The organism is Allorhizocola rhizosphaerae, assembly GCF_003426775.1.
GTDB lineage: Bacteria > Actinomycetota > Actinomycetes > Mycobacteriales > Micromonosporaceae > Allorhizocola > Allorhizocola rhizosphaerae.
Genome location: NZ_QJUG01000002.1, coordinates 1 through 26,589, shown reverse-complemented (window position 1 = coordinate 26,589; position 26,589 = coordinate 1). Strand labels below are relative to the sequence as shown.

The 26,589-nt window shown below is 68.3% G+C and carries 25 protein-coding genes and 1 pseudogene; 12 read left to right on the top strand and 14 right to left on the bottom strand.

What is annotated here, in order from left to right:
* The first annotated feature begins 135 nt into the window (after positions 1-135).
* Positions 136-270 (top strand): hypothetical protein, encoded by a 135-nt coding sequence (locus DM816_RS45105; protein WP_281274279.1) that lies wholly within the window; start codon positions 136-138, stop codon positions 268-270.
* Positions 271-478: 208 nt separating this feature from the next.
* On the opposite strand, the gene DM816_RS00580 is transcribed toward DM816_RS45105, so the two are convergent.
* A complete protein-coding gene (locus DM816_RS00580) occupies positions 479-1,603 on the bottom strand; it encodes a GyrI-like domain-containing protein (protein WP_117208034.1) in 1,125 nt (374 codons plus the stop codon).
* A gap of 56 nt (positions 1,604-1,659) precedes the next feature.
* Complete coding sequence (sigJ, locus tag DM816_RS00575) at positions 1,660-2,529, bottom strand: RNA polymerase sigma factor SigJ (RefSeq protein WP_117208033.1); 870 nt, start codon at positions 2,527-2,529, stop codon at positions 1,660-1,662.
* Between the two features lie 116 nt (positions 2,530-2,645).
* Between sigJ and DM816_RS00570 the strand changes: the two genes are divergently transcribed.
* Entirely contained in the window at positions 2,646-3,281 is a 636-nt protein-coding gene (locus DM816_RS00570; protein WP_117208032.1) for a hemerythrin domain-containing protein, read from the top strand.
* A 3-nt stretch (positions 3,282-3,284) separates the two neighbouring features.
* A complete protein-coding gene (locus DM816_RS00565) occupies positions 3,285-3,641 on the top strand; it encodes a DoxX family protein (RefSeq protein WP_117208031.1) in 357 nt (118 codons plus the stop codon).
* Positions 3,642-3,775: 134 nt separating this feature from the next.
* Here the strand turns inward: DM816_RS00565 and DM816_RS00560 are convergent, their stop codons facing one another.
* The 7 genes from DM816_RS00560 to DM816_RS00530 all read right to left on the bottom strand — a co-directional run bounded on the left by DM816_RS00560 (position 3,776) and on the right by DM816_RS00530 (position 11,780).
* Entirely contained in the window at positions 3,776-5,593 is a 1,818-nt protein-coding gene (locus tag DM816_RS00560) for a hypothetical protein (protein WP_117208030.1), read from the bottom strand.
* Positions 5,594-5,605: 12 nt separating this feature from the next.
* A complete protein-coding gene (locus tag DM816_RS00555) occupies positions 5,606-7,474 on the bottom strand; it encodes a tetratricopeptide repeat protein (RefSeq protein WP_246001383.1) in 1,869 nt (622 codons plus the stop codon).
* A complete protein-coding gene (locus tag DM816_RS00550; protein ID WP_117208095.1) occupies positions 7,471-9,243 on the bottom strand; it encodes an HSP90 family protein in 1,773 nt (590 codons plus the stop codon). Before DM816_RS00550 ends, DM816_RS00555 begins: the two co-directional genes overlap by 4 nt.
* Positions 9,244-9,270: 27 nt before the next feature.
* Entirely contained in the window at positions 9,271-10,101 is an 831-nt protein-coding gene (locus tag DM816_RS00545) for an MEDS domain-containing protein (RefSeq protein WP_162906961.1), read from the bottom strand.
* Between the two features lie 84 nt (positions 10,102-10,185).
* Positions 10,186-10,590 (bottom strand): Hsp20/alpha crystallin family protein, encoded by a 405-nt coding sequence (locus DM816_RS00540; RefSeq protein ID WP_117208028.1) that lies wholly within the window; start codon positions 10,588-10,590, stop codon positions 10,186-10,188.
* A gap of 87 nt (positions 10,591-10,677) precedes the next feature.
* Positions 10,678-11,367: an SDR family NAD(P)-dependent oxidoreductase gene (locus DM816_RS00535; protein WP_117208027.1), complete on the bottom strand. Its 690-nt coding sequence runs from the start codon at positions 11,365-11,367 to the stop codon at positions 10,678-10,680.
* Positions 11,364-11,780 carry a VOC family protein gene (locus tag DM816_RS00530; RefSeq protein WP_117208026.1) on the bottom strand — a complete coding sequence of 139 codons (417 nt, stop codon included), beginning with the start codon at positions 11,778-11,780 and terminating at the stop codon, positions 11,364-11,366. The genes DM816_RS00535 and DM816_RS00530 overlap by 4 nt, the downstream gene beginning before the upstream one ends.
* Before the next feature lie 66 nt (positions 11,781-11,846).
* Between DM816_RS00530 and DM816_RS00525 the strand changes: the two genes are divergently transcribed.
* Positions 11,847-13,049 carry an endonuclease/exonuclease/phosphatase family protein gene (locus tag DM816_RS00525; protein WP_117208025.1) on the top strand — a complete coding sequence of 401 codons (1,203 nt, stop codon included), beginning with the start codon at positions 11,847-11,849 and terminating at the stop codon, positions 13,047-13,049.
* Here the strand turns inward: DM816_RS00525 and DM816_RS00520 are convergent.
* Complete coding sequence (locus tag DM816_RS00520; RefSeq protein WP_117208024.1) at positions 12,988-14,193, bottom strand: MFS transporter; 1,206 nt, start codon at positions 14,191-14,193, stop codon at positions 12,988-12,990. The two genes, DM816_RS00525 and DM816_RS00520, sit on opposite strands and share 62 nt — an antisense overlap.
* Before the next feature lie 24 nt (positions 14,194-14,217).
* Between DM816_RS00520 and DM816_RS00515 the strand changes: the two genes are divergently transcribed.
* The 3 genes and pseudogenes from DM816_RS00515 to DM816_RS00505 all read left to right on the top strand — a co-directional run.
* Positions 14,218-15,561, top strand: a complete 1,344-nt coding sequence (locus tag DM816_RS00515; RefSeq protein ID WP_117208023.1) for a 3' terminal RNA ribose 2'-O-methyltransferase Hen1 — start codon at positions 14,218-14,220, stop codon at positions 15,559-15,561.
* On the top strand, positions 15,561-18,020 hold the full coding sequence (locus tag DM816_RS00510; protein ID WP_117208022.1) for a polynucleotide kinase-phosphatase: 2,460 nt from the start codon (positions 15,561-15,563) through the stop codon (positions 18,018-18,020). Before DM816_RS00515 ends, DM816_RS00510 begins: the two co-directional genes overlap by 1 nt.
* A pseudogene (locus DM816_RS00505) lies at positions 18,017-18,196 on the top strand (DNA polymerase beta superfamily protein); the annotation flags it as partial. The gene DM816_RS00510 and the pseudogene DM816_RS00505, both read left to right, overlap by 4 nt.
* Before the next feature lie 56 nt (positions 18,197-18,252).
* Here DM816_RS00505 and DM816_RS00500 read toward each other — a convergent pair.
* Together DM816_RS00500 and DM816_RS00495 are read right to left on the bottom strand one after the other, a co-directional pair.
* Positions 18,253-18,705 carry a hypothetical protein gene (locus DM816_RS00500; protein ID WP_162906960.1) on the bottom strand — a complete coding sequence of 151 codons (453 nt, stop codon included), beginning with the start codon at positions 18,703-18,705 and terminating at the stop codon, positions 18,253-18,255.
* A gap of 309 nt (positions 18,706-19,014) precedes the next feature.
* Entirely contained in the window at positions 19,015-19,524 is a 510-nt protein-coding gene (locus DM816_RS00495) for a GNAT family N-acetyltransferase (RefSeq protein WP_117208019.1), read from the bottom strand.
* A 132-nt stretch (positions 19,525-19,656) separates the two neighbouring features.
* Between DM816_RS00495 and DM816_RS00490 the strand changes: the two genes are divergently transcribed.
* Positions 19,657-22,494: an AfsR/SARP family transcriptional regulator gene (locus tag DM816_RS00490; protein ID WP_117208018.1), complete on the top strand. Its 2,838-nt coding sequence runs from the start codon at positions 19,657-19,659 to the stop codon at positions 22,492-22,494.
* Here the strand turns inward: DM816_RS00490 and DM816_RS00485 are convergent.
* Positions 22,451-22,957, bottom strand: coding sequence for a hypothetical protein (locus DM816_RS00485; RefSeq protein ID WP_117208017.1), 507 nt, complete (start codon positions 22,955-22,957; stop codon positions 22,451-22,453). The two genes, DM816_RS00490 and DM816_RS00485, sit on opposite strands and share 44 nt — an antisense overlap.
* Before the next feature lie 69 nt (positions 22,958-23,026).
* The gene (locus DM816_RS00480) at positions 23,027-23,968 is read right to left on the bottom strand and encodes a calcium-binding protein (protein ID WP_117208016.1); all 942 of its coding nucleotides are present in this window, start codon (positions 23,966-23,968) and stop codon (positions 23,027-23,029) included.
* 145 nt (positions 23,969-24,113) lie between these two features.
* Between DM816_RS00480 and DM816_RS00475 the strand changes: the two genes are divergently transcribed.
* The 4 genes from DM816_RS00475 to DM816_RS00460 all read left to right on the top strand — a co-directional run.
* Positions 24,114-24,908: an ArsR/SmtB family transcription factor gene (locus DM816_RS00475; RefSeq protein ID WP_211588496.1), complete on the top strand. Its 795-nt coding sequence runs from the start codon at positions 24,114-24,116 to the stop codon at positions 24,906-24,908.
* Positions 24,909-24,948: 40 nt separating this feature from the next.
* Positions 24,949-25,866, top strand: a complete 918-nt coding sequence (locus DM816_RS00470; protein ID WP_162906958.1) for an aminoglycoside phosphotransferase family protein — start codon at positions 24,949-24,951, stop codon at positions 25,864-25,866.
* A 32-nt stretch (positions 25,867-25,898) separates the two neighbouring features.
* On the top strand, positions 25,899-26,255 hold the full coding sequence (locus DM816_RS00465; RefSeq protein WP_117208014.1) for a substrate-binding domain-containing protein: 357 nt from the start codon (positions 25,899-25,901) through the stop codon (positions 26,253-26,255).
* Between the two features lie 7 nt (positions 26,256-26,262).
* Positions 26,263-26,589: glycine--tRNA ligase subunit beta (locus tag DM816_RS00460; RefSeq protein WP_117208013.1), on the top strand; the 327-nt coding region annotated here is incomplete at its 3' end.

Here is a 26,589-nt window from a genome sequence, read left to right as displayed (position 1 = left end):
TCCATTCGCACGCGAAACGGAGATCCACTATAGGTCATCCGGATGCGGCCCAGACCCGCTCGGCGCGAGGCCCGGACCGCCCGGCCAAATCCTCCACCGCGCTGACCTCGGCGGGAACGGAGCAGGACGGCCACGATGCCAACATCGCCAGCCGGCCTGCGCCCCGGCGTGTCGCCGTTGCGGCTCAGCGCCATGAAGGTCCAGCGGGAGCGCGACTGCAGCCGCTCCGCTTGGGAGTTGTACGGCGGGAACGCGTGCGAGCGGGCCTGACTGAGCAAATTGGACGATATACGGGAGCAGTCGGTTTGTTGGCATCGCGCGAGCTCCAACCATGCCGTGTTGCCGGCCTCCAGCTGGAGCGCCGAGCGACGCGGCCAACGCGGCCGAGGTTGTCCGGGTACCCAAAAATGGCATTGGGTTTCCTCCCCCTGAGAACCGTTTGGCAAGACGCGCCCGGCGGAGGCCGGATGGGTTCCCATCAATTTGGCTTGACCGGCTGGCGCAGGATGGTCTTCAGTTTCGCCGGTTCGGTGCGGCGGGGGTCGCTGATGTAGATCTCGTGATGCCTTCCGTTGAAGTCGAGCCCGTGTCGGGTCATGAATTCCTCGTGCAGCCGGGCCAGTTTGGGCCCTTCGTCGTCGTACGAGCCGATGTGCAGCAGTTGCGCGCTTGGCCCCTCGGACAGCGAGACCACCCGCACCCGCTCGATGGCGGGAAGCTTCTTCTTCGCCAGCGCGGTCCGCTTGGCCGATTCGATGTCGGCGTCGGTGATCCACGGTGGCTGGCTGATCAGCATCGTCCACTTCCACGCCGCCTTCTGGCGGGCGACGAAGGTGGACGGGTCGTCGGCCCACCACAGTCCCTCAAGCGGAGCCACCGTGAACGGCCTGTCCTTATGGGCGAACTTGATGGTGTATGCGATCGTGTAGAGCGCCTCGACAGCGTCCGAATAGGACTTGTCGGTGTTGGGGTCGCCGGAGCCGTCGATCCCGATGTAACGCATCGGGGACACCTCGACGATCTCCCAATCGGTGTTTTTCGGCGCGTAGAAGGGCTTGAGGTCCTTCTTCACGTCATATGCCGGCACGGTCCTGCCTCCCAGATAGTTTTCCAGCCAGCGTTTTTCCGCCTCCAGCTGGCCCAGGCTGTAATCGAAAATGGCGGTCACGAAGTCCGGCACGCCGGGCTGCGCGGTTGCCGCCGCACGCACGGCCGCGAGGCGCTCGTCGATCGCGTGCAGGCGGGTCTGGAGCGCGGCGACGAGGCGGGCGCGCGGAATCGAGGGCTCGTTGGCCAGCCCCACGAGCAGTGCGGGATAGACGGGGCGGAGCTGCGCGACCGCCGCCTCCGCCGCCTTTGCCAGCTCGCGCAGGCCGGCCGGCGTCGGCTCATATACCTTGCGGGGTTTGCCGCGGGCCGATGGCGCGGCCGTTTCGCTGACGAGCCCGCGCTCCCGCAGCTTGCCGAGCACGTAATAGATCGAGCTGAACCCGATCTCGGTCCACTCGCGCATCCCCCGCGCGGTTATGACCTCTTCCAGCTCGTAGCCGTGCCGCGGGCGCTCGGCGAGCAGGCCCAGCAAGACGAGTTCCGAGGGTGTCACCCTTTTATCCTAGCACTAGGATAAACACGCCGTCGAACATGGACGCTAATTCATGATCAACGCGGGGCGGTCCAGGCGTGGAGCTTGTCGGGGTTGCGGACGGCCCAGATGTGCTTGATCCGATCGTTCACGATGGCGAACGCGAACACCGTCAGGGTGACCCCGCCCTGCTGGACCACCAGGCCGGGCTGGCCGTTGACCATGCGCTCCAGGAGCGTCAGGTCGGGTGCGAGCCGGGCGATATCCATGTAGGTGCGCGCGATGTGCTCGCGGCCCTCGATCGGGCGCAGCGCCGCACTGACCACGCCGCCGCCGTCGGCGACCACCGTGGCGTCCGGGTCGAGCAGGCCGATGAGGCCGTCGATGTCGTGCGCTTCCCACACCCGCTTGAACTCCCGGACGATGCCGGCCTGCCGGGCGGTGGGAGTCGCTGGAGGCTGCGCCGCGCGAATCCGGCGGCGGGCCGACGTGGCCAGCTGGCGGCATGCCGCCGGAGTCCGGCCGACGATCTCGGCCACTTCGGCGAACGAGTAGCGGAAGACCTCGTGGAGGATGAACGCGACGCGTTCGGCGGGAGTCATCGTCTCCAGCACCACGAGGAAGGCCATATTGATCGACTCGTCGAGGGTGACCCGGTCACCCGGATCCGCCGGGTCATCGGGCAGCGGCTCCGGGATCCACTCGCCCACGTAGCGTTCCCGCCTGACCCGTGCCGAGCCGAGCACGTCGAGACAGATGCGGCTGGCGACCTTCATCAGCCAGGCGCCGGGCGACTCGATCGCCTCCTGCTGCTGCGGGGACATGGCGTACCAGCGGGCATAGGTCTCCTGCACGACATCCTCGGCCTCGGAAAGCGAGCCGAGCAACCGGTACGCGAGGTTGATCAGCTGCCGCCGCTCCCGCACGATCTCGTACTCGATGCTCATGCTTCTCCGACGAGATGGGGCGCCCGAATGTGAGGCCGGCACGGCGACGTCACATTCCGCAGGGCTGTGTCGTCGGACTCCTGAGAGCAACACACGAACCGAACACGGGAGAAACCATGAGCGGCAGACTCGACATGACAGCAATGTATGCGTTGCACAACGCGCTGCGGCGCGAACTGGAGCACATCGCGAAGATAACGGCGAACGCCGGCGACGACCCCCGGATCGTCCTCGCCAACGCCGTCGGCTGGGGGATCTTCAAGAAGGCCCTGCACATCCACCACAGCGCCGAGGACGAGGCGCTGTGGCCGGCGATGCGCGATGCCCTGGCCGACCGGCCCGGTGACCTGGCCCTGCTGGATGCGATGGAGGCCGAGCACGCCGCGATCGACCCGCTCATCGAGGCGATCGACGCCGCGTTGGCCGACCGTGACTCCGGGCCGGAACGCGTCGGGGAACTGTCCGGTGTGCTGGTCGATGCGCTGAGCGGACACCTGAGGCACGAGGAGGGCGAGGCACTGCCACTGATCGAGGCGACCCTGACGCTGGAGCAGTGGCAGCACTTCGGCGTGGTCAGCGGGAAGCGGATCGGTCCCGACGCGTCTTTGCTTACCCCGTGGATGCTCGACGACGCGGACGAGCCGGTCGCCGCGAGGATGCTGGCGCTCCTGCCGGAACCGGTGCGCGCGGCCTACCGGGACCAGTGGCAGCCCGCCTATGCCGCCTTGGACCGATGGAACCCCGGAGCCTGAGCCATGAGCATCGCTGTCCGGGTCGTTGCGGGACTGCTGACCGTGGTCTTCGCGGCAAGCGGTGTCGTGAAGCTGGCCCAGTTCAAGGAGAAGCTGGCCGCCGCCGGCATGGGATGGGCCGAAGACTTCAGCACCGGCAGCATCAAGGCCATCGGAGTCCTGGAGATCCTGGCTGCGGTGGGCCTGATCCTGCCCGCTGCACTTGGCATTGCGCCCATCCTGGTGCCGCTGGCCGCGATCGGTCTGGGGTTGCTGATGGCCGGCGGGTTCATCGTGCACGTCCGCCGGCGCGAAGCCCGGGGAATCGTAATGACGCTGATCCTGCTCGCGCTCAGCGTCTTCGTGGCGTGGGGTGGCTGACATGACAGGAGATCCAATGTCGACAGTGCAGAAAGCAAGCAACAAAGCGATGTTCAGACGGTTGGAGGAGGCGGTCAACACCGGCGATGCGGCGCTCGTCGCGAAGACGATCGACGAGATCTTCGAGCCGCGGGTCACTGGTGGAGGTCTTCCTCCTCCAGGTCCTGCTCGTCCATCACGGCCTTGGCCTCCTCGTGCCGGCCGAGCGCGCGCAACGCCGGCACCAGCATGTCGTATTGCTCGGTTTCCCTGGCCAGCGCCTCCGCCTCGGCCGGCCGGCCGAGCTCCAGCAGCAGGGAGCAGATCAGCCAGTCGTCGCGCGCGATCGACGCCTGGCTGACCCGGGCCAGCGCCGCCTCGGGCCGTCCCTGGCGCCGCAACAGGCCTGCCGCCGCGATGTCGAGGTGCCCCCGCTCCTCCTGCCACGGCGCGGTCTGCTCGCCCTCGATCGCATCGGCGCGCTCCAGCAGCTCCACCGACCCGCCCGTCGCGATCGCCCAGCGCAGCGCCCGCAGCTCGCTCAGCCCGTCGCCCTCCGCCCGATAGAGGTCCGCGGCCACGACCCAGCGCGGGAAAGCTTTCTCACCCCACGCCATCCGCGCACCGCGCTCGGCGAGCTTGCCGCGCTCCGGCAGGTTTTCGTTGCCCAGCAAAAGTTCCAGCACGGCGAGCGCCGCTTCCGTGTGCCGGTAATCCCGGCTGTACAACTCCCACAGCAAAAGCCTTGCGCGCCAAAGGTCTTCGCTCTCTCCGGCCCGCTCCAGCGCGGTGGCGGCCTCCTCGGCCGCCGACAGCGCCTCCTCCACCTGCTTCTGGTCCTTCATGGCCAGCGCCGCGTCGAGCATTTCCTTGCCATTTTTGGTACCGGGCGAAAGCACCGTGAGCCGCACCCGATCCCCCACCAGCCGCGGCGCCGTCATGCGCTCCTCCGCGAGTCGGGCCTGCCGGTCGGTCCCGTTGCGCGCGTCGAACTTCGCGGCGAGCTCCAGCGCATAGGCGCGCAGCGAAGCCGCGAGCTCGTCCACAGTGGACCCTCGCGCCGTCTCCTGCGCGCCATAACCGTTGTCCGATAAGCGCCGCAGCACATTGACCGCAGCCGACGCGAAGTGCATGCGGTCACCTGGCGTGTGCGACACGTCCAGCCACGGCAGGTGCCGCTCGATCAACTCCAGCCCGCGCACCTCGTTGCCCGTCGCCGCGAGGAACGACAGGTGCAGCCCGATGCCGCCCAGGTAGGTGTGCGCCTCGCGCATGCGCCGATAGGACGCGCGGAACATCTCGGCCGCCTCATCGACCCGCCCCGCCCGCACATAGGGCTGCAGCAGAAAGGCCTGCACCCACTGCGGCTGCCGCGCGCAGCGCCCGTTGCGTGCCGGATGCCCCGCCTCCAGCGCCTCCTCCCACCGGCCCATCGCCGACAGGATGCGGGTCTGCCCGGACGGCACGCACACCGCGCAGTCGGACATGCCGTCCCGCTTGGCCGTGACCATGTCGTGATAGGACCGTGCCGCCTGCTCGAAGTCGCCGATGTGCAGCGCGAGTTGGCACCGCCGCTGGTGCACGGGGTGCAGACTGTAGCCGGCACGCTGGTACCGCTGCTGCATATCGGCAAGCACCGCATACGTCCGGTCCAGCGGGATCTCCGGGAACTCGGTCAGCGCGCTGACCATCCATTTGAACTGCCACAGGATCGAGTGCTCGGCGTTGGGCGCGATCGTCGGGTCCCGGTCGTACGCGGCCAGGCTCTGCGAGAACGCCAGAAACGCGCGCCGGTCGTCGCCCGCGAAGTGGAACGGCGTGATCGCCTGGTGCCGGAACTGGAACGCCAGCTTCTGGCTGCCGGCCGCGTCGGCGTGCCGGATCGCCGCGTCCAGCGCGGCCATCTTGACCACGCTGTCGGGCATGGCCATGGCGTCGCCGAACATGCGCTGCAGTTCCTGCTCACTGGACATTTGGAGGTTCCTCTACTCCAGATAGAGATCGTGCTCGTCGAGCCCGTAGAGGTCCATCACCGCTTCGGCCTCGGCGTCGCGGCCGAGCCGCCGCAGGACCAGAGCCAGCACACAGGGCCCGGCGACCGAGTAGTCATCGGTTTCGGCGCGCGCCAGCGGTTCGGCCTCGGCCGGTCTGCCCAAACGCACCAGCGCCTGCGCCGCCGTCATCCGGAGCCGGTGCCGCGCCGAGAATTCGTCGCCGGGCTCGCGGCGCAGCCCCACCTCTGTGCGGGCAACGGCGCCCACGTAGTCGCCCGCGCGATAGAGCGCCTCCGCGGCGAAGCTGTCGAGCGCGGCCAGGAGCTCCGTGGGCGCCCAGTCGCCGGCCGCCACCGCCTCCGCGTGTGCGAGGGTCGCCGCGTCGTCGGAGGGCAGCGCACACAGCAGCGCCCGCAGCTCGCCCAACCGATCACCGGCTTGCCGATGGTGCGCGGCCGCCTCGACGTAACGCCCCGCCCGCTGGCACATGTCGGCGTGCGACGGCACGCCCTCGGGCAGGCTCGGTGCGGCCAACAGCTCGTCGAGCAGCGCGTCGGCCCGTTCGCGGTCGTTCGTCCAGTCCAGGTAGAGCTCCCAGAGCAGGGCCCGGCAGCGCAGCGCCTCCTCGGTCAGAGCGTGCCGGTCGAGCGCGCGCACCGCCTCCTCGGCGGTCTCGATGGCGTCGTCGGCCTGCCCGGCCGCGTGCAGATGGCGCGCCGCCGCGAACAGCGTGCTCGCCGCCGTCTCCGGATCGCCCTGCGCGGTCAGCTCGCCGACGAGATCCAGCAGCCTGGCCGCGGCCTTCGGCATGCCGCGCCGATATCCGCCGACGGCCGTGAGCGCCACACGCTCGGCCAACGGCTCGGCGGCCATGCGAGCCTCGATGCGGGTGCTCTGATGGGTGTTGCCGTTGCGGGCGTCGAACCGCGCGGCGATGTCACGGGCAAGGCGCGCCATGCGCGCCGCGTCGTCCGCCTCACCGACCCGGCGCAGCACGAGCGCCGCCGCGGACGCGAACTCCATTGCGGCATAAGGCGACGACGGCGCGTCGAGCCAGCCGCGATGCCGGTCGACGAGCTCCAGCCCGCGCACCTCGTTGCCGCTCAAACCGCAGAAGAACACGTGCTGCGCGATGTTGTCCAGGTGGTGCCGGTCGCCGCGCATGTGCGCGTAGCCGACCCGGTGGGCGTCGGCCGCCTGCTCCCAACGGCCCGTGCGCAGGTATGGCACAAGCAGCTCGGAGAGCATCCATTGGGGCTGCTCAGTGCAGCCGCCACTGGTGAACGGCGCGCCCACCTCGATGGCCTCCTCGTCGCGTCCCATCGTCGCCAGGTGGCGCACCTGCGACGACGGGACGCAATGCCGGCAGTCGGACAGGCTGTCTCGCTCGGCCGTGACGAGCCTGACGTACCATTCCTCCGCATCGGACAGTCCGATGTGGTGGGAGACCAGCCATCGGTGCTGATAGAAGGCGTGCAGGCTGTGCCCGGCGCGCAGATAGCGCGCCTGCATATCGTCGAGCACGGCGAACGTGCGCTCCAGCGGGATCTCCGGGAACTGCGGCAGCGCCCACACCACCCACTTGAACGTCCACAGCAGACTGTGCTCGCTGTACTGAAGCGACGGGTCGCGGTCGATCGCCGCCAGGCACTGGGAGAACGCGAGGAACACCCGCGCCGGGTCGCCGCCGTGGTGGAACTCGGTGAGCGCCATCATGCGCCAGCTGAGCGCATGCTGGGTAAGCCCGGCCGCGTCGGCGTGCCGCAGCACGTAGTCGAGCGCCTCGAACTTCGCCGGGCCGCGCGGCATGCCGTAGGCCTGCACCCAACGCTGGCTGAGCTCCACTTCGGACAAAATCATGACTGCGCCTTCATCGCACGGCCCAGCAGTCCGAGGAACGACTGGTTCATCGCCGCCGTGTCGACCGGGCGCAGCGGCTGGTGCCCGAGCAGCAGCGCCTGCACATACAGGCCCTCCACCGCGAGCACCGCCAGGTCGGGCTCGGCGATGGACATCGCCTGGCGCACCAACGGATTGCGGTGGTTCAGCACGAGCTGCGGGCGGTCGGTGCGCCCGGCGGTGAACGAGCCCAGGATCGACGCCCACACGTCGTCGACCTGTTCCTGGCCCCGGCGCAGGTCGATGTTGAACGCGGTGTCGCCGTCGAGCAGGTACAGCGCGGGCAGGCTCACCGGGTCGAACGCCCGGATCAGCAGCTCCACCCCGAACCGGTCCAGGATGCGTTGCGCCGCAAGCTGGAACGGGCGCAGACCGAGCTCGACGTCGGGTTCGAGCTCGTCCAGCCGGGTGGTCAGATCGGTCGCCGCGAGCGGCTCGACCACCGCCTCCTTGTCGACCTCGGGCAGGCGCGCGATGAGGTCGGCGTCGTACACATAACCGGCGTTGACGACCGCGATGCCTTGCGCGGACGCGACCGCGGCGATCTGGCGGAACTCGTCGAGCGAGGGCGCGTAGCGGATGAGCCCGTGCCGGTCGCGAAACTCCGCGAGGGTCATGGCTCCGACCGTGGTCTCGAACGGCCACCACTGCGCCACGAGCCGCAGCATCTCGTCGTCGTGCGCGGCCAGCGCCTTGACGCCCAGGTGGTGGATGCGCAGGAACGCGTCGAGCCGGTGGTGGTCGGTGGCGCCCAGCCGGGTCATCCAGCCGCGCAGCTGGTCGCCGAGCGCGTCACGCACCTGTTCGAGCAGACTGTCCTCATACAGCGCCTCGCGGCTGGCGGTGGGCCGCAGCTCGGTGGTGTCGACCACGCAGCGCACGAAGAACGCCCACTCGGGCAGCAGTCCCTCGATGCCCTCACCCAGGAGCATCTGCTTGAGATAGACACGGTGTGCCGCACGCGACGACGGAGACGACGGCACGGGAAGCACGAACGCCACACCGCGCAGGCCCGCCTCGGCCGCCTCCAGATCGATGATGTCGAACGGCAGGAAGCCGAAGTGCTCCTCGGCGTATGACAACAGCCGCGTGCGGCGGGCCAGAGCCGACTCGCCGTCGGCGGTCTCCCACGGCCGCAGGCCCAAGGTGATGGGCTCACCGTCGACGCGCACCGGGATCGGCAGCATCGAGCCGTAGAGGGTGGCCAACTCGCGCACCGTCGCGGGCTCCAGCCACTCGCGCGCACCATGGCGCGGCTGCAGGCTCACGACCGTACCAAAGGGGAGGTTTGAATCTGGAAGCACGGAAACGCGGTAGCTTCCGTCCGATGAGCCGACCCATTCGACCGCCGGGTGACCGTCACAGCGCGTGTGCACCACAATCTCGTCGGCGACCAGGAAGCACGACAGCAACCCGATGCCGAACTGGCCGAGGAACTCGTGCCGGGCGAAGCCCAGATCGTCGCGTTTGGAGCTGCGCCCGATCGTGGCGAGCAGCTCGTGGACCTGTGCCTCGGTCAGACCGATGCCGTTGTCGGTGATGCGCAGCGGTCCGCCGGTGACCGCCTGCGTCTCGATGTCGATGCGGCCCTCCGCTGTGCGGCCCGCGGCCGTGATGGCGTCGACGGCATTCTGCATCAGCTCGCGGACGTAGACCCGGGGGCTCGCGTAGAGGTGATGGCTCAGCAGGTCGACGATCCCGCGCAGATCGACGTGAAACGTGAATGACACAGCCGTGGACACTACCGCAGAGAGCTGTCACGCACGCTCCACGGTCAGGTTCGGCACGGGCCGGCTCGGCACGAAGCTGAGCAACCACTCAAGCGTGGGCGACGCGCCGACCACCCGCACGACGCCCTGCACCGCTTCCGCCGCGCCGATAATCTGGCGGGCCGTGGACACGTCGGCAAAGCGCAGGCCGGTGGCGTCGACGGTGAGAGTGTCGCCATTGGACTCGGCGATGAGCGCGCGCAGCACGGCGGCCAGCGAGCGCTGATTGGACGCGTCGGCCTCACCGGAGAGTGCGACGCCAAACGGATCGGTTGTGCGGCGCATGCGCAGCAACGGGTCCCAGTCAATGGAATGATTGGACGTGACCGCCCCCGGATGGCTCGCGCAGACCTCGCTCAAGTCGGTCCAATTGAAAAGCCTGCGGTTGTACGCACATACGGCCATCGCGTAGTCGTCGATGAACAGCTGGTTGACGTCGGCCTCGAACTGCGCCAGCCGCTTGACCGCAACGGGCCGGTCCGTGGCCGCCCATGCCATCTCGCCCAGCACCCGCAGGCCGGTCCAGCCTTCGCTGCGCGCGGTGGCGATGTGGCCCGCCATCGTCTCGACCGCGCGCGAGGGCTCGAAACTGCCGTCGGGCCGGAAAATCTGCGCGGCCGGGCTCGCCTCGAACTGGCCATCGGCTCCGTCGAGCGTGTCGAGCAGCGCGGCGGGAAGCAGCTCGGCGCCGAAGTAGAGCACCTTGTGCTCGTCGCGCAGTCCGCTCTCGACATATTCGGTGACCACTTCCGTTGCCGTGTCATCCGCATCGAATGCCCAGCAGACGTGGTCGCCAGGGCGTAGCCGGTCAACTATCACATGTGGACGGTACCCATCGGGCAGCACACCGAAACGTGGGCCGGCCGGGCGCTGTCCATATAGGACAGCACCCGGCCGTTGGCATCAAACGGTAATGCTAATCTTCTTCGCTTCGTTGTTGACGTGGGCGTTGGTGATGCGCACGCTCAGCACGCCCGCGTCGTAGGACGCGCTCACCGCCTCGGAAGTCACGTGGGCGGGAAGCACGAACGACCGCTTGAACGAGCCGTAGCGCACCTCACGCAGCGTCCGCCCATCCTCCTGCTCGGCCCGCTCGTCGCGCCGCTCACCGCGCACGACCAACCGGCCGCGGTCGAGCTCGACGGTCACGTCCTTGTCCGGGTCGACGCCCGGCAGCTCCAGCCGGACGACCGCGTCGTCGCCGTCGCGCACGATCTCGGCGGCGGGAACGAAGCCGCGCTCGATCCCGACCGGACCGAAGAACTCCGCGAACGGGTCGCGACGGGTCCACAACGTCAATGCGCTCATGTCCTGTTCTCTCCTATCTAGGTGCCTCTAGGTGCCGGTGTCAGAGGAAACTTGAGTCGGGTCGACTCAATTCCCGATGATCGGCTTTTAGTGGAGATAGGAGGCCCCGTTGAGGTCGAGTACGGTGCCGGAAGCCCAGGTCGCGGGGCCTGATGCGAGGTACATCACAGCCGCGGCGACCTCCTCGGGCGTGCCCACCCGGCCGAAGGGGCTCTGCGCCCGGATCCGCTCGCCCTCCGGCCCGGTGATCGCGTCATGCTGGCGCTCGGTGTGCACAAACCCGGGTGCGACGCTGGCGACGGCGATGCCGTGCGGGCCGAGCGCGACCGCGAGCGACTGGCCGAACGAGTGCAATGCGGCCTTGCTGGCCCCGTATGCCGGATGGTCCGGCTCACCCCGGTATGCCCCGCGCGAGCCGACGTTGATGATCCGCCCGCCCGCACCGCGCTCGATCATGTGCCGGGCCGAGCAGTAGGTCACGTTGGCCGCGCCGAAGACGTTGACCGCGAACGTCTCCCGCCACGCCGCCTGCCAGTCCTCGTAGGAGGTCGTGGCGATCGGGTGTCCGATGTAGACAGCCGCGTTGTTGACCAGAACGTCGATCCCGCCCAGGGTCTCGACCGCCCGCTGCACCACCGTGCGGGCCTGTTCGGGATCGCGCAGGTCGCCCTGGCCCGTGCTGTGCCTGACCACCCGGTCGCCGTTTGCCTCGAACGCATCCGCGACGGCGCGCCCGATCCCGCGCGACGCGCCCGTGACCAGTACCCCCCGGCTCATTTGGCGAACACCTGCGACTCGTCGCGGAACGCCTTGAACTCCAAGGCGTTTCCGGCAGGATCGGTGAGGAACATCGTCCACTGCTCCCCCGGCAGGCCCTCGAAACGCAGGTATGGCTCGATGACGAACTTCGTGCCCGCGGCGCGCAGGCGCTCGGCGAGCTGGTGGAAGGCCGGGATCGACAGGATCAAACCGAAGTGCGGCACCGGGACCTCATGCCCGTCAACGGGATTCGTCGCCTTCGCTGCCGCGCCAGGAGCCACATGCGTCACCAGTTGGTGGCCGTAGAAGTTCCAGTCCACCCAATGCTCGGCGGAGCGGCCCTCGGGCAGGCCGAGCACCCCGCCGTAGAAGGCACGGGCGGCAGACAGGTCGTCGACGGGGATGGCGAGGTGAAACCAGGGTGTACTCATGCACCATGCCTATCAGATCTGGGACTATCGGCCCCAGCGTGCCGCTTCGGTTGTGACAATGAGGGCATGAGCATCAGGCTCGCGACGTTCAACGTCGAAAACCTGTTCGCGCGGGCGAAGGCGCTCCATACCGCCACGTGGTCGAAGGGGCGGGCCGCGCTGGAGGCGTTCGAGACGTTCAACCGGATCGCCGCGCAGCGCGACTACAGCGACGACGACAAGGCCGTGATGCTGCGGGCGCTGGAAACTCTGCGCATCATCGTCCATACCAAAGAAGGATTGAGGCTCAACAAGCGTCAATTCGAGGATGCCTGGGCACTGCTGCGGGAAAACCGCGGCGATTTCCTTTCCGCACCGCCCCACCGTGAGCCGCGAATCGTGGCGAAGGGTCGTGGGGACTGGATCGGTTGGGTGGAGCTGGCCACCGAGCCGGTTGACGAGATCGCCACGCGGATGACCGCGCAGGTCATCAAGGACGTGCGCGCTGACGTGCTGTGCGTGGTCGAGGCGGAGAGCCGGCCGTCGCTGGCCCGGTTCAACGACGAGCTGCTGCGCGGGAGGTATCCGCACGCCATGCTCATCGACGGTAACGACTTACGCGGCATCGATGTCGGCATCATGTGTGCCGAAGGAATCGACATCCGGTGGATGCGCAGCCACGTCGATGTGCCCGACCCGGCCAACGCGAAGCGGCGGCTGTTCAGCCGGGATTGCCCGGTGTTCAGCCTGCGCCTGCCATCGGGCGACGACCTGTTCGTAATGGTCAACCATCTCAAGTCGCAGTCGTTCATCGGTGGCGACCCGGATCCCTTGCGCACCAGGCAGGCCGACCAGGTGTTGAAGATCTATAAGCAGATGCGCAAGGAGGGCGCGAAGTTCGTCGCGGTGGTGGGCGATCTCAACAAGGGCCCCGACCGCGACCACCCCGAGCTGCCGCCGCCCACTCTGGAGGCCCTGCTCGGCCCGAAGTCACCGCTGACCGACGCCTACCGGCTGCCGAAGTTCACCGGCGTGTTCGACCCGAAGGACCTCAAGCGCGAGCGGCCGGGCACGTTCCAGTCGTGCACGCTGCGCAACCGGCTCGACTACATCCTGCTGTCGCCCGAGTTGGCGGATCGGGTGGTCGATGGCGGCATCTTCCGCAAGGGCCTGTGGGGCGACTCCGGCAACGTCAAGGCGTCCAAACACTGGACCGTCTACGAGGACATCACAGCGGCGAAGCATGCTGCTTCGGATCATGCAGCGGTGTGGGTGGATTTGGATTTTTAGGGGGTACGCCGTCCAGCCCCCGCGCCATCGGCCACCAGACGGCCAGCTGGAGCAGGGCGAGCGCCAGGGTGAACGGCAGCAGCGTCCACACGCCCACGCCCTGCGCGACCACACCGGCCAGCCACGGCATGAGCGAACCGCCCACCACCGAACCGGCGTTGAGCATCCCGATCGCGGACGGGACCATGCGCGGCTCAACGAGTTGCGGCGTGACCGCCATGGTGGTCGGGAAGATGGGCCCGAGGAAGAAGCCGAGCACGGCGAGGCCCGCGATGGGCGCGAGCCAGGTGAGGCCGACCGACCCGGCGACGCCGACCAGGCACGTGTACATCAGGCCCACCGTGCCCAGGCCCAGCCGCGCCACGATCGGGCTGAGCACGAACCGGCCCGCGGTGAGCCCGAACCAGTACCCGCTGACCGCATAGCCCGATATCGCCTCGGACTGCCCGCGCTCCTGGACCAGATAGCCGAAACTCCAGTTGCCCATGGAGAATTCGATGCCCACGTAGACCGCGAGCAACGCCGCGCCGAGAAGCACAGCCGGCCGGCGCAACACGCCACGCTCGCCCGTGGCCACCACCGGCTCGGCCGCACGCGCCACGCTCGGATACGCCATGCGGAAACCCACGACGAGTGGGAGCGCGGCGAGCCCGAGCACCAGCCAGACGATGGGCCATGAGGCGAATCCGGTGACCCACGTGGCGAGCAGCGGCCCGAGCAGCGCGCCCACACCGAAGAACGCGTGCAGCCGGTTGAGCCGATTGGTGGCGTTGGGCAGCGCGGCCAGATGCGCGTTGAGCACCGACTCCAGCAAGCCCGTGCCGTAGCCAAGAACCACTTGCACCGCAAGGAAAACCACGAACGACGGGCGTGTGGCCGTGTAGAGCCCGGCGACCAGGAACAGCACACCGCCCGCGACCACCGCCGCACGCGTGCCGAACCGGCTCATCAGCACACCGACGGTCGTGCTGCCCAACAGGAAGCCCCCGGACCCGGTGAAGAACGTGATGCCGATCACCGCCCGGTCCACGCCGTAATCGTGCATTTGCGACAGCAGGAGCACGCCGCTCACGCCCGTGCTCAGGCCGATCAGCACGAAGGCCGCGTAGGCAAGCAGCACGGTGAAATCCACATTACGGCGCACGCGCCCTCCCACTACGATGACTGGGTGCTACTCACCCTGACCACGACTCACCGGCCGGCGACCGATCTGGGATATCTGCTGGTGAAGCATCCGGATCGGGTGCACCGGTTCGACCTGCCCTACGGCACGGCCACGGTGGTGTTTCCCGAGGCGACCGAGCGGCGTTGCACGGCTGCGCTCCTGCTGGAGGCCGATCCGCGGCGTCTGGAGAACAACGCGGGCGAACAGCTGAACCGTTATGTTAATGATCGCCCGTTCGCCGCGTCCAGCCTGTTGTCGGCCGCACTCAACCGGGTGTTCCGCACGGCGGCGCGGGGTGAGAGCCGGGACCGGCCGGAGCTTGCGGCTGCGCCGATCCCGTTGGAGGTGCGCGTGCCCGCGCTGCGCTGCAAGGGCGGAATCGACCTGGCGCAACGGCTTTTCGCGCCCCTGGGGTGGGAGGTGCGCGGTGTTGCGGTGCCGCTCGATCCGGCTTTCCCGGCGTGGGGCGACAGCCGCTACGTCGACCTGACGCTGAGCGGCACGGTGCGGCTTGCCGATGCACTCAACCATCTCTATGTGCTTATTCCGGTACTGGATGATGCCAAGCATTATTGGGTCGCGCCCGATGAAATCGACAAGCTGCTGGACAAGGGCGAGGGCTGGCTCGGCGCGCATCCCGAAAGGTCGTTGATTACCAAGCGATTCCTTGCCCATCAAGGTGCGCTCGCCAAGCAGGCCGAGTCGCGTTTCGACGAGCTGGCTCCGGATGCGGTCGTGGTGGAGGACCTCGACAACGAGAGCAAACCGCTCAATGTGCTTCGGCGGGAGGCCGTGCTTGAGGCGCTCGCGTCGACGGGTGCGAAGAGTGTGCTCGATCTCGGGTGTGGTGCGGGCGCTTTGTTGAGCGATTTGGTACGGGGCAGGCGTTACACGCGCGTCGTCGGGGCCGATGTGTCGGTGCGCGCGCTCGAGCTCGCGTCGCGGCGGCTGCGCGGGCGCGCGGAGCTGATCCAGACCGCACTGACCTATGTGGACGATCGGTTGGCGGGATTCGACGCGGCCGTGCTGATGGAGGTCATCGAGCACGTGGACGAGCCGCGGTTGCCCGCCCTGTGCGAAGCGGTGTTCGGGCATGCCGCCCCGGCGTTTGTCGTCGTCACCACGCCGAATGCTGAATACAACGTGCGCTACGAGTCGCTGGCGGCCGGGACGATGCGGCATCGCGACCACCGTTTCGAATGGACGCGTGCGGAGTTCGCGGCGTGGGCCAACGAGGTGGCTTCAGCCTACGGTTACACGGTCGACTTGCGAGGGGTGGGCGACAACGACCCACAGCTGGGCGCGCCCACACAACTCGCGCTGTTCAAAAGGAGCGGGGTGAACTGATGTCCATTGTGGATCTGCCGGAGCTGTCACTGGTCGTGCTCGTTGGCATCTCGGGCTCGGGCAAGTCGACGTTCGCCCGCAAGCATTTTCGGCCGACGCAGGTGCTGTCGAGCGACGCGTTCCGCGCGATGGTGGCCGACGACGAAAACGAACAGTCGGCCTCGGGCGACGCGTTCGAGGTGCTGCACCATGTTGCGGGCAAGCGGCTGCGCGCCGGGCGGCTCACGGTGGTCGACGCGACCAACGTGCAGGCGCACGCGCGGGCCGATCTGGTGCGGGTGGCGCGGGAGCATGACGTGCTCCCGGTCGCCATCGTGCTCAACACGCCCGAGGCGGTGTGCTGGGAGCGCACGCAGGCCCGGCCCGACCGGGAGTTCGGGCGCGAGGTGCTGCGCCGGCAGGGGCGCGATCTGCGCCGGTCGATCGGGCAGCTGCAGCGCGAGGGATTCCGCAGGGTGCACGTGCTCACCGATCCGTCCGATGTGGAGGTCCGGTTCGACAAGCTGTTCAACGACCGGCGGGAGCTGAGCGGGCCGTTCGACATCATCGGCGATGTGCATGGCTGCCGGGCCGAGCTGGAGCTGTTGCTGGGCAAGCTCGGGTGGGAGTCCACCGTGGACGGTTGGGCGCACCCGGCAGGGCGGACGGCCGTGTTCGTGGGCGATCTCGTCGATCGCGGGCCCGACTCGCCGGGCGTGCTGCGGCTCGTGATGGACATGGTGGCGCGCGGGCGGGCTTTGTGTGTTTCCGGAAACCATGAGGCGAAGCTGCTCAAGCATTTGCAGGGGCGCAAGGTCAGGGTGAGCCACGGGCTCGGCGAGACGCTTGCGCAATTGGAGACCTCGCCCGTCGAGGGGCTGGTGTCGTTTTTGGACGGCCTCATCTCGCACTATGTGCTCGATGGCGGGCGGCTGGTCGTGGCGCACGCCGGGCTCAAGGAGGAATACCACGGGCGGGCGTCGGGCCGGGTCCGTGCGTTCGCCATGTACGGTGACACGACCGGCGAGACCGATGAATACGGATTGCCCGTGCGATATCCATGGGCAAACGACTATCGCGGGCGCGCGATGGTCGTTTATGGACACACGCCGGTGCTCATCCCCGAGTGGGTGAACAACACGATCTGCCTCGACACGGGTGCGGTGTTCGGCGGCAGGCTGACCGCGATGCGGTACCCGGAAAAGGAATTGGTCTTTGTTGAAGCGGAGCGGCAATACTACGAGCCGGTCCGGCCGTTGCAGGCCCCGTCGATTGCTTCGGGAGGCTTGTCGAAGCTGTCGGAGGTCACGGGGCGGCGGCACATCACGACGGACTACGGGACCGTAACCGTCCCGGCCGAGCACGCGGCGGCCGCGCTTGAGGTCATGAGCCGGTACGCCGTCGATCCGCGCTGGCTGCTCTGGCTTCCGCCGACCATGGCGCCCGCGCCGTCGTCCAGTGTGGACGGTTATCTGGAGCACCCGATCGAGGCACTGGCCGACATGCGCAAGGCGGGCGTGGAGCGGGTGGTGTGCGAGGAGAAGCACATGGGCTCGCGGGCGGTCGTGGTTGTCTGCCGTTCGCAGGAGATTGCGGCGCAACGGTTTGCCGATGACGGCTCGACCGGGGTCATCTACACCCGCACCGGTCGGTCCTTTTTCGACAGTGCGAAGACGGAGGCGTTGCTCGCGCGGGTGCGGGCGGCGATCGACGCGGCCGGGGTTTGGGACGAGCTCGACACCGACTGGCTGATGCTTGACTGCGAGCTGCTGCCGTGGTCTGCCAAGGCGCACACCCTGATCCAGGGGTTCGCGGCTGTGGGTGCCGCCGGGCGGGCGGCCCTGCCCGTCGCGCTCTCGGTGCTCGACCAGGCGGCGGCGCGCGGGCTGGAGGTCGGCGAGCTGCGGGGGCGCGTGGAGTCGGCTTTGGACGGTGTGCACGCCTATTCGGCCGCCTATCGGCCGTACGTTTCCGAGGCGGAGGTAACGCTCGCGCCGTTCGCTGTGCTGGCCGGCAAAGGGGTTTCCTACGCCGCGCGCGACCACGGATGGCACCTGGCGATCGCGGATCGGCTCGTCGAGGCGGACCCTTCGCTTTTCACACCCACGCGGCGGCTCGTGGTCACGCCCGACGCCGAAGCTTCGGTTACTGATTGGTGGCTGGAGCTCACGGCCGCAGGCGGGGAGGGCATGGTCGTCAAGCCCTACGACGGGTTGGCGTTCGGCGGGGGTCGGGTGCAGCCCGGCGTGAAGTGCCGCGGGCGTGAATACCTGCGCATCATTTACGGGCCGTCCTACACCGAGCCCGACCAGCTGGCGCAGCTTCGGCAGCGGCGGCTCGGGCGCAAGCGCAGCCTTGCCCTGCGCGAGCACGCCCTCGGCCTCGCCGCGCTCGACGCGGTCGCGGCCGGGCGGGCCTTCCACGAGCTGGTGTTCGGCATTCTCGCGTGCGAGTCGGAGCCCGTGGACCCGCGGCTGTGAAGACCGTGTACTCGTGCGTGGTCGGGTCGCGGGCATATGGGCTCGCCGGGCCCGAGTCCGACACGGACCGGCGCGGGGTGTTCGTAGCGCCGACGGAGTCGTTCTGGGGCCTGGACAAACCGCCGTCGCATGTGGACGGTCCGCTGCCCGAGCAGTTCTCCTGGGAGATCGAGCGGTGACGCGTCGAGCTCGATCTGGTCACGCCCGACCGAGCCTCCGGGCATGCCCGAGATCAGCGGTCCTGGTCTTTAGGCTGCTTCAGATCCGGGTTGTCCAGCCACTTCCTGCCGATCACCGCCACAAGGGCGAGAAGAATTCCACAGAACATGAAGAACGCGCCCTGTCCTCGACTTACGAAGCTGACCTTGGTCTCTGTCCAGGGAGGATCAAAAAGAGTTCCGTACGCCGTCACGGTCGTTCCCACCTCAAGGGAATCGCTGATGAGCAACGTCTTCCAGCGCTTGCCCGCAGAATCTGTGTAGTAGCCATGGCGCAGATCGATCGACTCGATGCTCGACGGCTCCCCGATATGTGGCTGGACCCCCCACCGCTCTTCTTCGCTGACGATATGAACCTGCCTGACCTCGGTAAGACCAAACAGGCAGGCGGCTCCATCAAGCGCCACGAGGGTGGGAAACGCAATGGCCAGCACGATGATTATGTTGCCTGCAACCTTCCATCCCATGATCGCCACCTGACCTCGTGATATGCCGTCCCCACGAAGCATAGTGGCAGTCATCAATCAGCCATCGGTCCAGCCGGACTTGGACTCGTGCGTGACAGAGCCAGGCCTGATGACGTAACGCGATTGGCCCGGATCATGGCTGCTGCGTATCCACCCGCCAAAGGCCAACAGTAGGCCGCAGAAAGCAACGGTCGGCTGCGCGGACGGTAAAACCGCCTCGGCCCAAAGCGCGCGACCGCCAACCGGAAGCACACCAGTTGGCTGGAAACGGAACCGCGAGGCGAGGCCTTGCGCCAGCGAGGCGTCCGGCTAGGTCGTTGTCGTGGCGGATACGGGCTTGACGTAGCGGTGGCACGGCACGGGCAGCGGGCCGTCGGCCGTGGTGGCGAGGTAGTCGAACAGGCCCTCGCTGTGCCAGCCGTTGCGCTCATAGAACCTGCGGGCGCGGGCGTTGCCGCCGACGACGGCGAGCCACGCGCGGTCGTGGCCGTTGGCGGCGACCTGACGCTCCGCCTCGGCGAGCAACACGTTGGCCACGCCCGCGCCACGGTGGCGCCTGTCCACATAGACCTGCTCGACCTCGTCGTCGACGACCACCACGAAGCCCGCGATGTCGCCGCCGACGGTTGCCACGGTGGCATGGGGCACGCGTTGCGCCGCCCAGGCGTCGAACCACTCGCGGGTCCGCACGGCGACCAGTGCGTCAGGAACATTGCCGAGGTGCCCGTCGCCCCAGGCGTCATGCCAGATCCGGGCCACGATCGGCGCATCCTCCGGGTTCGCCGGGCGCAGCGCCAGGTCAGAATGCTGTGATGTCACGGCCAGAATCTACGCCACCCCGCCGACGACCCACGCATCGTCCAGGGTGATCGCGTGACGCATCTGCACCTTCGCGTGTACAAGTCGTGATCCCGACGACCTGGATGGCGTCCGCATGCGATCCTTCTGATCGTGCGGGTGCGGATATTGGGACCGGTCGAGGTGGTCGGGCCGGTCGCGTCCACGGGCCTGGCCGGCACGCGGCAGCGGGCCCTGGTCGCGCTGCTCGCCCTCGAACCCGGCACGGTCGTCACGCAGTCGCGCCTGATCGACGCGCTGTGGGGCGATAACCCTCCCCGCACCGCGCTGCGCACGCTGCAGAGTCACGTCGCCCGCGTGCGCCAGGCACTGGACGCGTGCGGCCTGCCCGACCTGCTGGTGACCCGCGGCCCAGGCTACGCCCTCGCCGTCGACCGGCGAGACGTCGACGCCCACCGGTTCGAGGATCTGGTGCGCGAGGCCCGCGCCGAGTCGTCGGCCGACAAATACGCGACGGCGCTGGGCCTGTGGCGCGGCGGCGCGCTCAACGACGTTGGCGAGGACGACTGGTCCACCGCCGAGCGCGAACGCCTGCGCGCCCTGCGCCTGGCCGCCGCCGAGGAGATGTGGGAGATCCGGCTGCGGCTGGGCGACCATCTGCCTGCCGTGGCCGAATTGGAGAAGCTGGCCGCCGCGAACCCGTTGCGCGAGCGGACAATTGAGCTTCTCATGCTTTCTTTGTACCGTGCGGGCCGCCAAGCCGACGCGCTCGACCACTATCAGCGCCTCTATTCGCGACTGTCCGATGAGCTCGGAATCGCGCCCGGCGCCCGGATCCAGGATCTCCACCTCGCGATCCTGCGTCGCGATAGGACACTCGACGTTCGCAAGCAGGCGCCTGCCCAACTCCCCCCACCCGCCGGGCACTTTTCCGGCCGCTACGCCGAGCTGGCGGACCTGCGCGGCTGGAAGCCGGACACGTCCATCGCCGTCATCTCCGGCCCAGCGGGCGCGGGCAAGACCGCCCTCGCTCTGCAGTGGGCGCATGAGGCGCGCGAGCGTTACCCCGACGGCCAGCTGTTCCTCGATCTGCGCGGGCACGACCCCGACTCCGCGCTCACCCCGTCCGAAGCCCTGGCGCACGTGCTGCGCACGCTCGGCGTGCCCGCCGACCGCGTCCCTTCCGAAGTGGACGCTCAGGCCGCACTTTTCCGTTCCGTGGTTGAAGAACGCCAGGTGCTGCTCGTGCTCGACAACGCGGGCATGGCCGATCATGTGCTCCCGCTCGTGCCCGCGTTGTCGAGCACGAGCAGCGCGCTCGTCGTCACCAGCCGGCAACAGCTTTCCGCGCTGCTCATCCACCACGCCGTGCACCCGGTCAGGCTCGGCGCGATGGACCGGGCCGACGCCACCGAACTGCTCGCCCGGGTGCTGGGACAGTCCAGAGTGGACGCCGAGCCGGAGGCGACGGTCCGGCTGAGCCAACTGTGCGGGCGGCTTCCCCTCGCGCTGCGCATCGCCGCAGCCAAACTCGCCGCACGCCCGCGCCAGCGCGTCGCCGATCTGGTCGCCGAGCTGTCCGATGATGACGATCGACTCGACGTGCTGTCCGTGCCGGGCGACTCGCGCGGCGTCCGCGCCGTCCTCGCCACCGCCTATCACGCGCTCAGCGAGCCGGCCGCGCGGCTGTTCCGGCTGCTTGGCCTGCACCCGGGTGACACCTTCGGACCGCACCTGGCCGCCGCGCTGGCGGGTGTCTCGCTCGGCCGGGTGCGCCGCAGCGTCGACGAGCTGGCCGCCGCACACCTCATCACGGAAATCGAAAGTGGACGGTACCGGTTCCACGACCTCATCCGGCTCTACGCCCGCGAGCTTTCCGAGGGCGACGAAAATCGTCTCTTCGACTGGTACCTCGCTGTCTGCGCCGCGACGAACACCGCGCTGAGCCCCACCCGGACCAGGCTCGTGCCCACTATCGAGCACCCGCCGGAGTCGCTGCCATTCCCGCTCGAATCGGCTGCGGCCGTTGGCTTTCTCGACCGTGAACGGGACAATCTCCTGCCGGTCGTGGCGCGCGCGCTGGAGGCCGGGCGCCATCGCGCGGTGTGCGAGCTGACATATCTGCTCGGTGGGTTCTTCATGCGGCGGGGCAGCGGCGCCGACCGCATCGCGATCTGCAAGCTGGGTGTGCTTGCGGCGCAACGACTTGGGGATGTCACCTATGAGGCGTTGATGCTCAGTGCGCTCGGTGCCGCCTACAACGCGAGCCGCCGCCATGACGAGGCGTTGGAAGTGCTCGGGTCGGCGTTGCCGTTGGCAAGCGGAGCAGACGAAGGACACCTGCACAACAACATGGCCGTGGCCCACGCGGGCATGCGCCGCTTCGACGAGGCGGCGGCACACTTCGAACGCGCGCTGGAGTTGTTGTCCCGCAACAGTCCGGCAGCGCTCGCGGTCGCGCTCAACAACGTGGGGTACGCGGGAGCGCAGGCCGGGCGAAGCGACGTGAGCCATCTGACGCGGGCACTCGAACTCGCCCGCGAAACCGGCAACGCCCCGCTGGAAGCCGCCGTACTGCACGGGCTGGGGCTGGCTCACCGCAACGGCTCCCGCTTCACGGAGGCGCTCGACGCGCTGCACGAGTCGGTCGAGACCTACCGGCGGATCGGCGACCAGCACAGGGTGCCCGACACGCTGGCCGACATCGGCGCGACGCTGCTCGCGATGGGCGACCACGACGCCGCCCTGGCCCACCTCACGCGGGCCAGGGCGCTGTGCCGGGAGCTCGGCGACCAGCACGTGGAGTCGATCGTGCTCGGCCACGTCGCACACGCGTACCTCATCAAAGAGGATTTTCCAAGTGCGACCGAACACTTGAGCCTCGCGCTGGCGCTGCGCCGCACCCTGCCCGACGATTACGAACTGGCACGGCTCACCGAACTACTGTCTATTGCCGACAGTGGTAGTGATAGACCAGCTGCTCGGAGCTGAACGTCAGCCCGTCATCGTTGAGGATGGTTCCCCTGGCGTAGGTGCCGGCGGAGATGCCCTGCGACTCCTCGCAGACGACCTTGAACACGAATTCCTCGTCGGACTCCCGATTGTCGTCTTTGTACACTCTGTAGTAGACAGTGCGGGTGGACATGTCGAACGCATTCCAGGTGAGCGTGCCGCTTTCGGCGATGAGGTCGTCCTCCTCGGTGCTCAGCGGCACGGTGCGATAGACAACGGTCGCGCCGGTCATCTGGCAGCCGGTGGCGTGCACGGTGAAACCAAACCAGGTGAAGGGCGAGGTGTCGCCTGGGCCGAGCGTGCCCTCGGCCATCTGCACCGGACGGATGGCGAGGTCGCGGACACACCAAGCCGGAATGGGCGTCGACGTATCGGACGCGGCCGCCGGGGCGGTGGGCATGAGCAGCAACGGGACGGCGAGCACGGCTCTCAACCACTTCATGCGCATCTTTGTAGCTCCTACCAGTTGCGAAAATGTTGTGGCCGCCCCTTCGCAGGGACGACCGTTGGATTATTCGCAGCTCACGGCCACCCACGTGGACGAATCCTCGCAGATGTCGCCGTCCGGGCCGCCGTCCATGAAATCGGGATCGCCCTGGCCAAACAGCTGGTCGTTGCCGGCGCCGCCGAGGAGGCTGTCGAACCCGAAGCCGCCCTCCAGCACATCGTTGCCCGCCTCGCCGGAGAGGAAGTCGTCGCCGTTGCCACCGCCGATCCGGTCGTTGCCATCCCCGCCGTAGACATCGTCGTCGTCGTCCATGCCTTCGAGAACGTCGTTGCCCGCGCCGCCGTAGATCGTGTCCGCGCCGCTGCGACCGAAGACGGTGTCGTCACCGCCGTTGCCGTACAGGCGGTTGCTGCCGTGGTCTCCGCGCAGCGTGTCGTCGCCGTCGCCGCCGATCAGGTCCTCGACATCCGCGTCGATCAGATCGCCCTCGCCGGAGGCGCCGTCGTCCCGGTCGCCCTCAAGGTCGGCCTGGATGCCGCGGAGCTGCCCGGAGTAGGTCACGACGTCACGCCCGCCGTCACCGGCCATGGTGTCCGAGCCCGGCCCGCCGCGCAGCGTGTCATTGCCGTCGCCGCCGGAGAGCACGTCGTCGCCGTCCCCGCCGGACAGCCCCACCGGCAGGTCCATCGCGCTGTTGATCCGGTCGTCGCCATCGTTGCCGTCCACCCGCACGGCCGTCACCCCGCTGTCGGCGCAGGCGACCCTCGTGCTGTCGAGCGTCCAGCACCCCACTCCCGCCGTCATCGGCCAGACGTCGTCAATGATGATGTTGGTACCGACGTGTGTGATCGTGATCAGGTTGTTCACGTTGTCGGCCTCGTAGTGGACCACGGAGCCGTTCAGGGACACGTTGCCCGTCGCGGCGTGCGCGGTGCCGGCCCAGAGCGCGCCCTGCGCGATCACCATCGCCGACACCGTCAGCAGGCTTGCCCATCTTTTTGTCATCGGTCTGTCTCCTTGTCTCTCGCTTGAGACCAGTGGATGGGCGAGCGCATGCGGTCCTGTTGCGAAAAAGCTGTGGTTGACATGCAGCCAGTTGGCTGCCTATCGTGGGTAATGCAGCCTCGCGGCTGCATGTTTGGTGGGGATGATGATCGGCGTGGACGAGATTTTCAAGGCGCTGGCCGACCCGAGCCGGCGGAAGTTGCTCGACCGGCTCAACGAGCGCAACGGCCAGACCCTGCGCGAGCTGTGCGAGGGCCTCGACATGGCGCGGCAGTCGGTGAGCAAGCACCTGGCCGTGCTTGAGGCGGCCGACCTGGTGACCACGTCCTGGCGGGGGCGGGAGAAGCTTCACTTCCTCAACGCCGCACCGGTCAACGCCATCGCCGAACGCTGGATCGGGCGATACGCCCGCGAGCGCGTGCGCGCGCTCGACGACCTGAAAGAGGCACTGGAGGCAACAGCCATGGCAGACAACGATTTCGTCTACAAGACCTACATCAAGACCACGCCCGAGCAGCTGTGGCAGGCGCTGACCGATCCCTCGTTCACCAGCCGCTACTGGGGCGTGACCTTCAAGAGCGACTGGAAGCCGGGCTCGCGCATCGTCTGGGACATGAAGGGCACCATCATGGATGACCCCGAGCAGGTGGTGCTGGAGTCCAATCCATACAGTCGGCTCTCCTACACGTGGCACAGCATCACGCCGGAGTTCGCCGAAGCGGTCGGCGTGACCCCCGAGGTGTACGAGAAAATCTCCACCGAGCGTCGGTCGAAGGTCACGTTCGACATCGAGCCGGCCGGAGCTGTCGTCAAACTGACCGTGACGCACGGCGATTTCGAGCCCGGCAGCACGCTGGCGACCATGGTCGGCGACGGGTGGCCGCACCTGCTGTCGGGGCTCAAGACGCTGCTCGAAACCGGCGAGGCTCTGCCGGAATAACAGGTGTCGCGGGCAGGCGATCCTCGCTAGTCTCGTCGCCGTGGATGAGCAGCGTTGGCGGGACCCCGATTGGCTGGCCGGGGTGCACACGTGGATCGATGCCCGGCTGGGCGAGCTGGGCGTCGCCCGCACGGGCGACATCGAGCAGCCGCACCTGGTCCTGTGGTCGACGGTGCTGCGGGTGCCGACCGATGCTGGCGATGTCTGGTTCAAGGCCAACGCCGACTCGCTGCGGCACGAGGCCGCGGTGGTGCAACGGATCGCCTTGCGCCGCCCGGATGTCGTGCCCCCGCTGCTCGCCGCGGACACCGTGTCCGGCTGGATGCTGATGTCCGATGCCGGGGAGAGCCTGCGCGTGGTGTCGGCGCGGGAGCGCAGCCTCGACCGGTGGCACGACATCCTGTCGCGCTATGCCGGTGTCCAGCTTGACCTGGCAGGCGACGTGGACGACCTGCTCGCCATGGGCCTGCCGGACATGCGGCTCGCGGTGCTGCCAAAGGCATACGAGCGCCTGATGGACGAGTTCGCCGCCGAGCGGCGGTTCCGCGACGCGGCGCCGATGGTCGCCGACATGTGTGCCGAGCTCGCTTCATACGGGCTGCCCGAGCTCGTGCAGCACGACGACCTGCACGACGCGCAGGTGTTCGTGCGCGATGGCCGGCACCTCGTGCTCGACTGGGGAGACGCGTGCGTCTCGCACCCGTTCTTCACCCTGTCCGTGACCCTCGAAGGCATGCTGGCGTGGGGCCTCGACGATGTCGCCAACTCCGTTGACACGGCCCCGTTCCGCGACGCCTATCTGGCGCCCTTCGCCGAGCGATTCGGCGGCGACCTCGTGGCCGCGGCCAAACTGGCGCTGCGCCTGGGCTGGGCGTGCCGCGCGGTCAACGGGCATGTCCCAGGCGATGACCAGCGCACCTTCGCCCGGCTGCGCATGTTCCTCGACGGCACGCCGTAACCACCCTACAGTTCTTCCATCGACTGCAATGCATGGTTGAACGGTGCCGTGAAATCGTCGACCGGCACCTCACGCAGCTCGGCCAGAAGGGCGAACACCCGCACATCATTTTCTGCACCAACGACGAGATGGCCCTGGGCGCCGTCGACGCGATCCAGCAACGGACCACAGCCGGCACCGGGTCCGCCGACATCGCCGTGATAGGCGTCGACGGCACCGATGAGGCGCTGGCGGTGATCCGGTCGGGCGGGACGCCGTTTCGGGCCACCGTTGCGCAAGATTCCCAGAAGGTCGCCGACCTGGCCGTGCGGCAACTGCTGAAACTGCGCGCCGGAGAGCCGGTCGAGGTGGAAACGTTCGTGCCAACGACCGTCTACCCCATCAAGTAGGGATTCCGTGCGTCATACAGCCGACCGCGCCGACCGCGTCGCGACCATCGCGCTCGCCCTGGCCACCGATGAACACGCCGGGCCCCGCGGTGCGCTTGTCGCCCTCGCCGACCGGCTCGACTCGCTGACGGGTCTCGCCGTGACCGTCGGCCTGCCCAGCGGCCGGGGCGACCCGTTCGGCCTGCGCCGGGCCGCGCTCGGCGCGATCGCGATCCACCGCGACACGCCCGCCTTCGCGCGGCTGTCGTTGGCGCACGCGCTGTCGGTCGCGGCGGCGTGCCAGCCGGTGGAAGTGGGTGGCGGTGCTCGGTACCACATCTGGGATTTTCTCGTC

What these genes read in the sequence shown, in the direction of transcription:
- DM816_RS45105 (WP_281274279.1), top strand. Translation starts at nt 136, where the DNA reads ATGCCAACATCGCCAGCCGGCCTGCGCCCCGGCGTGTCGCCGTTGCGG.
- sigJ (WP_117208033.1), bottom strand. Translation starts at nt 2,529, where the DNA reads ATGAGCATCGAGTACGAGATCGTGCGGGAGCGGCGGCAGCTGATCAAC.
- DM816_RS00570 (WP_117208032.1), top strand. Translation starts at nt 2,646, where the DNA reads ATGAGCGGCAGACTCGACATGACAGCAATGTATGCGTTGCACAACGCG.
- DM816_RS00565 (WP_117208031.1), top strand. Translation starts at nt 3,285, where the DNA reads ATGAGCATCGCTGTCCGGGTCGTTGCGGGACTGCTGACCGTGGTCTTC.
- DM816_RS00560 (WP_117208030.1), bottom strand. Translation starts at nt 5,593, where the DNA reads ATGTCCAGTGAGCAGGAACTGCAGCGCATGTTCGGCGACGCCATGGCC.
- DM816_RS00555 (WP_246001383.1), bottom strand. Translation starts at nt 7,474, where the DNA reads ATGATTTTGTCCGAAGTGGAGCTCAGCCAGCGTTGGGTGCAGGCCTAC.
- DM816_RS00540 (WP_117208028.1), bottom strand. Translation starts at nt 10,590, where the DNA reads ATGAGCGCATTGACGTTGTGGACCCGTCGCGACCCGTTCGCGGAGTTC.
- DM816_RS00535 (WP_117208027.1), bottom strand. Translation starts at nt 11,367, where the DNA reads ATGAGCCGGGGGGTACTGGTCACGGGCGCGTCGCGCGGGATCGGGCGC.
- DM816_RS00530 (WP_117208026.1), bottom strand. Translation starts at nt 11,780, where the DNA reads ATGAGTACACCCTGGTTTCACCTCGCCATCCCCGTCGACGACCTGTCT.
- DM816_RS00525 (WP_117208025.1), top strand. Translation starts at nt 11,847, where the DNA reads ATGAGCATCAGGCTCGCGACGTTCAACGTCGAAAACCTGTTCGCGCGG.
- DM816_RS00510 (WP_117208022.1), top strand. Translation starts at nt 15,561, where the DNA reads ATGTCCATTGTGGATCTGCCGGAGCTGTCACTGGTCGTGCTCGTTGGC.
- DM816_RS00500 (WP_162906960.1), bottom strand. Translation starts at nt 18,705, where the DNA reads ATGGGATGGAAGGTTGCAGGCAACATAATCATCGTGCTGGCCATTGCG.
- DM816_RS00485 (WP_117208017.1), bottom strand. Translation starts at nt 22,957, where the DNA reads ATGAAGTGGTTGAGAGCCGTGCTCGCCGTCCCGTTGCTGCTCATGCCC.
- DM816_RS00480 (WP_117208016.1), bottom strand. Translation starts at nt 23,968, where the DNA reads ATGACAAAAAGATGGGCAAGCCTGCTGACGGTGTCGGCGATGGTGATC.
- DM816_RS00475 (WP_211588496.1), top strand. Translation starts at nt 24,114, where the DNA reads ATGATCGGCGTGGACGAGATTTTCAAGGCGCTGGCCGACCCGAGCCGG.
- DM816_RS00465 (WP_117208014.1), top strand. Translation starts at nt 25,899, where the DNA reads ATGGTTGAACGGTGCCGTGAAATCGTCGACCGGCACCTCACGCAGCTC.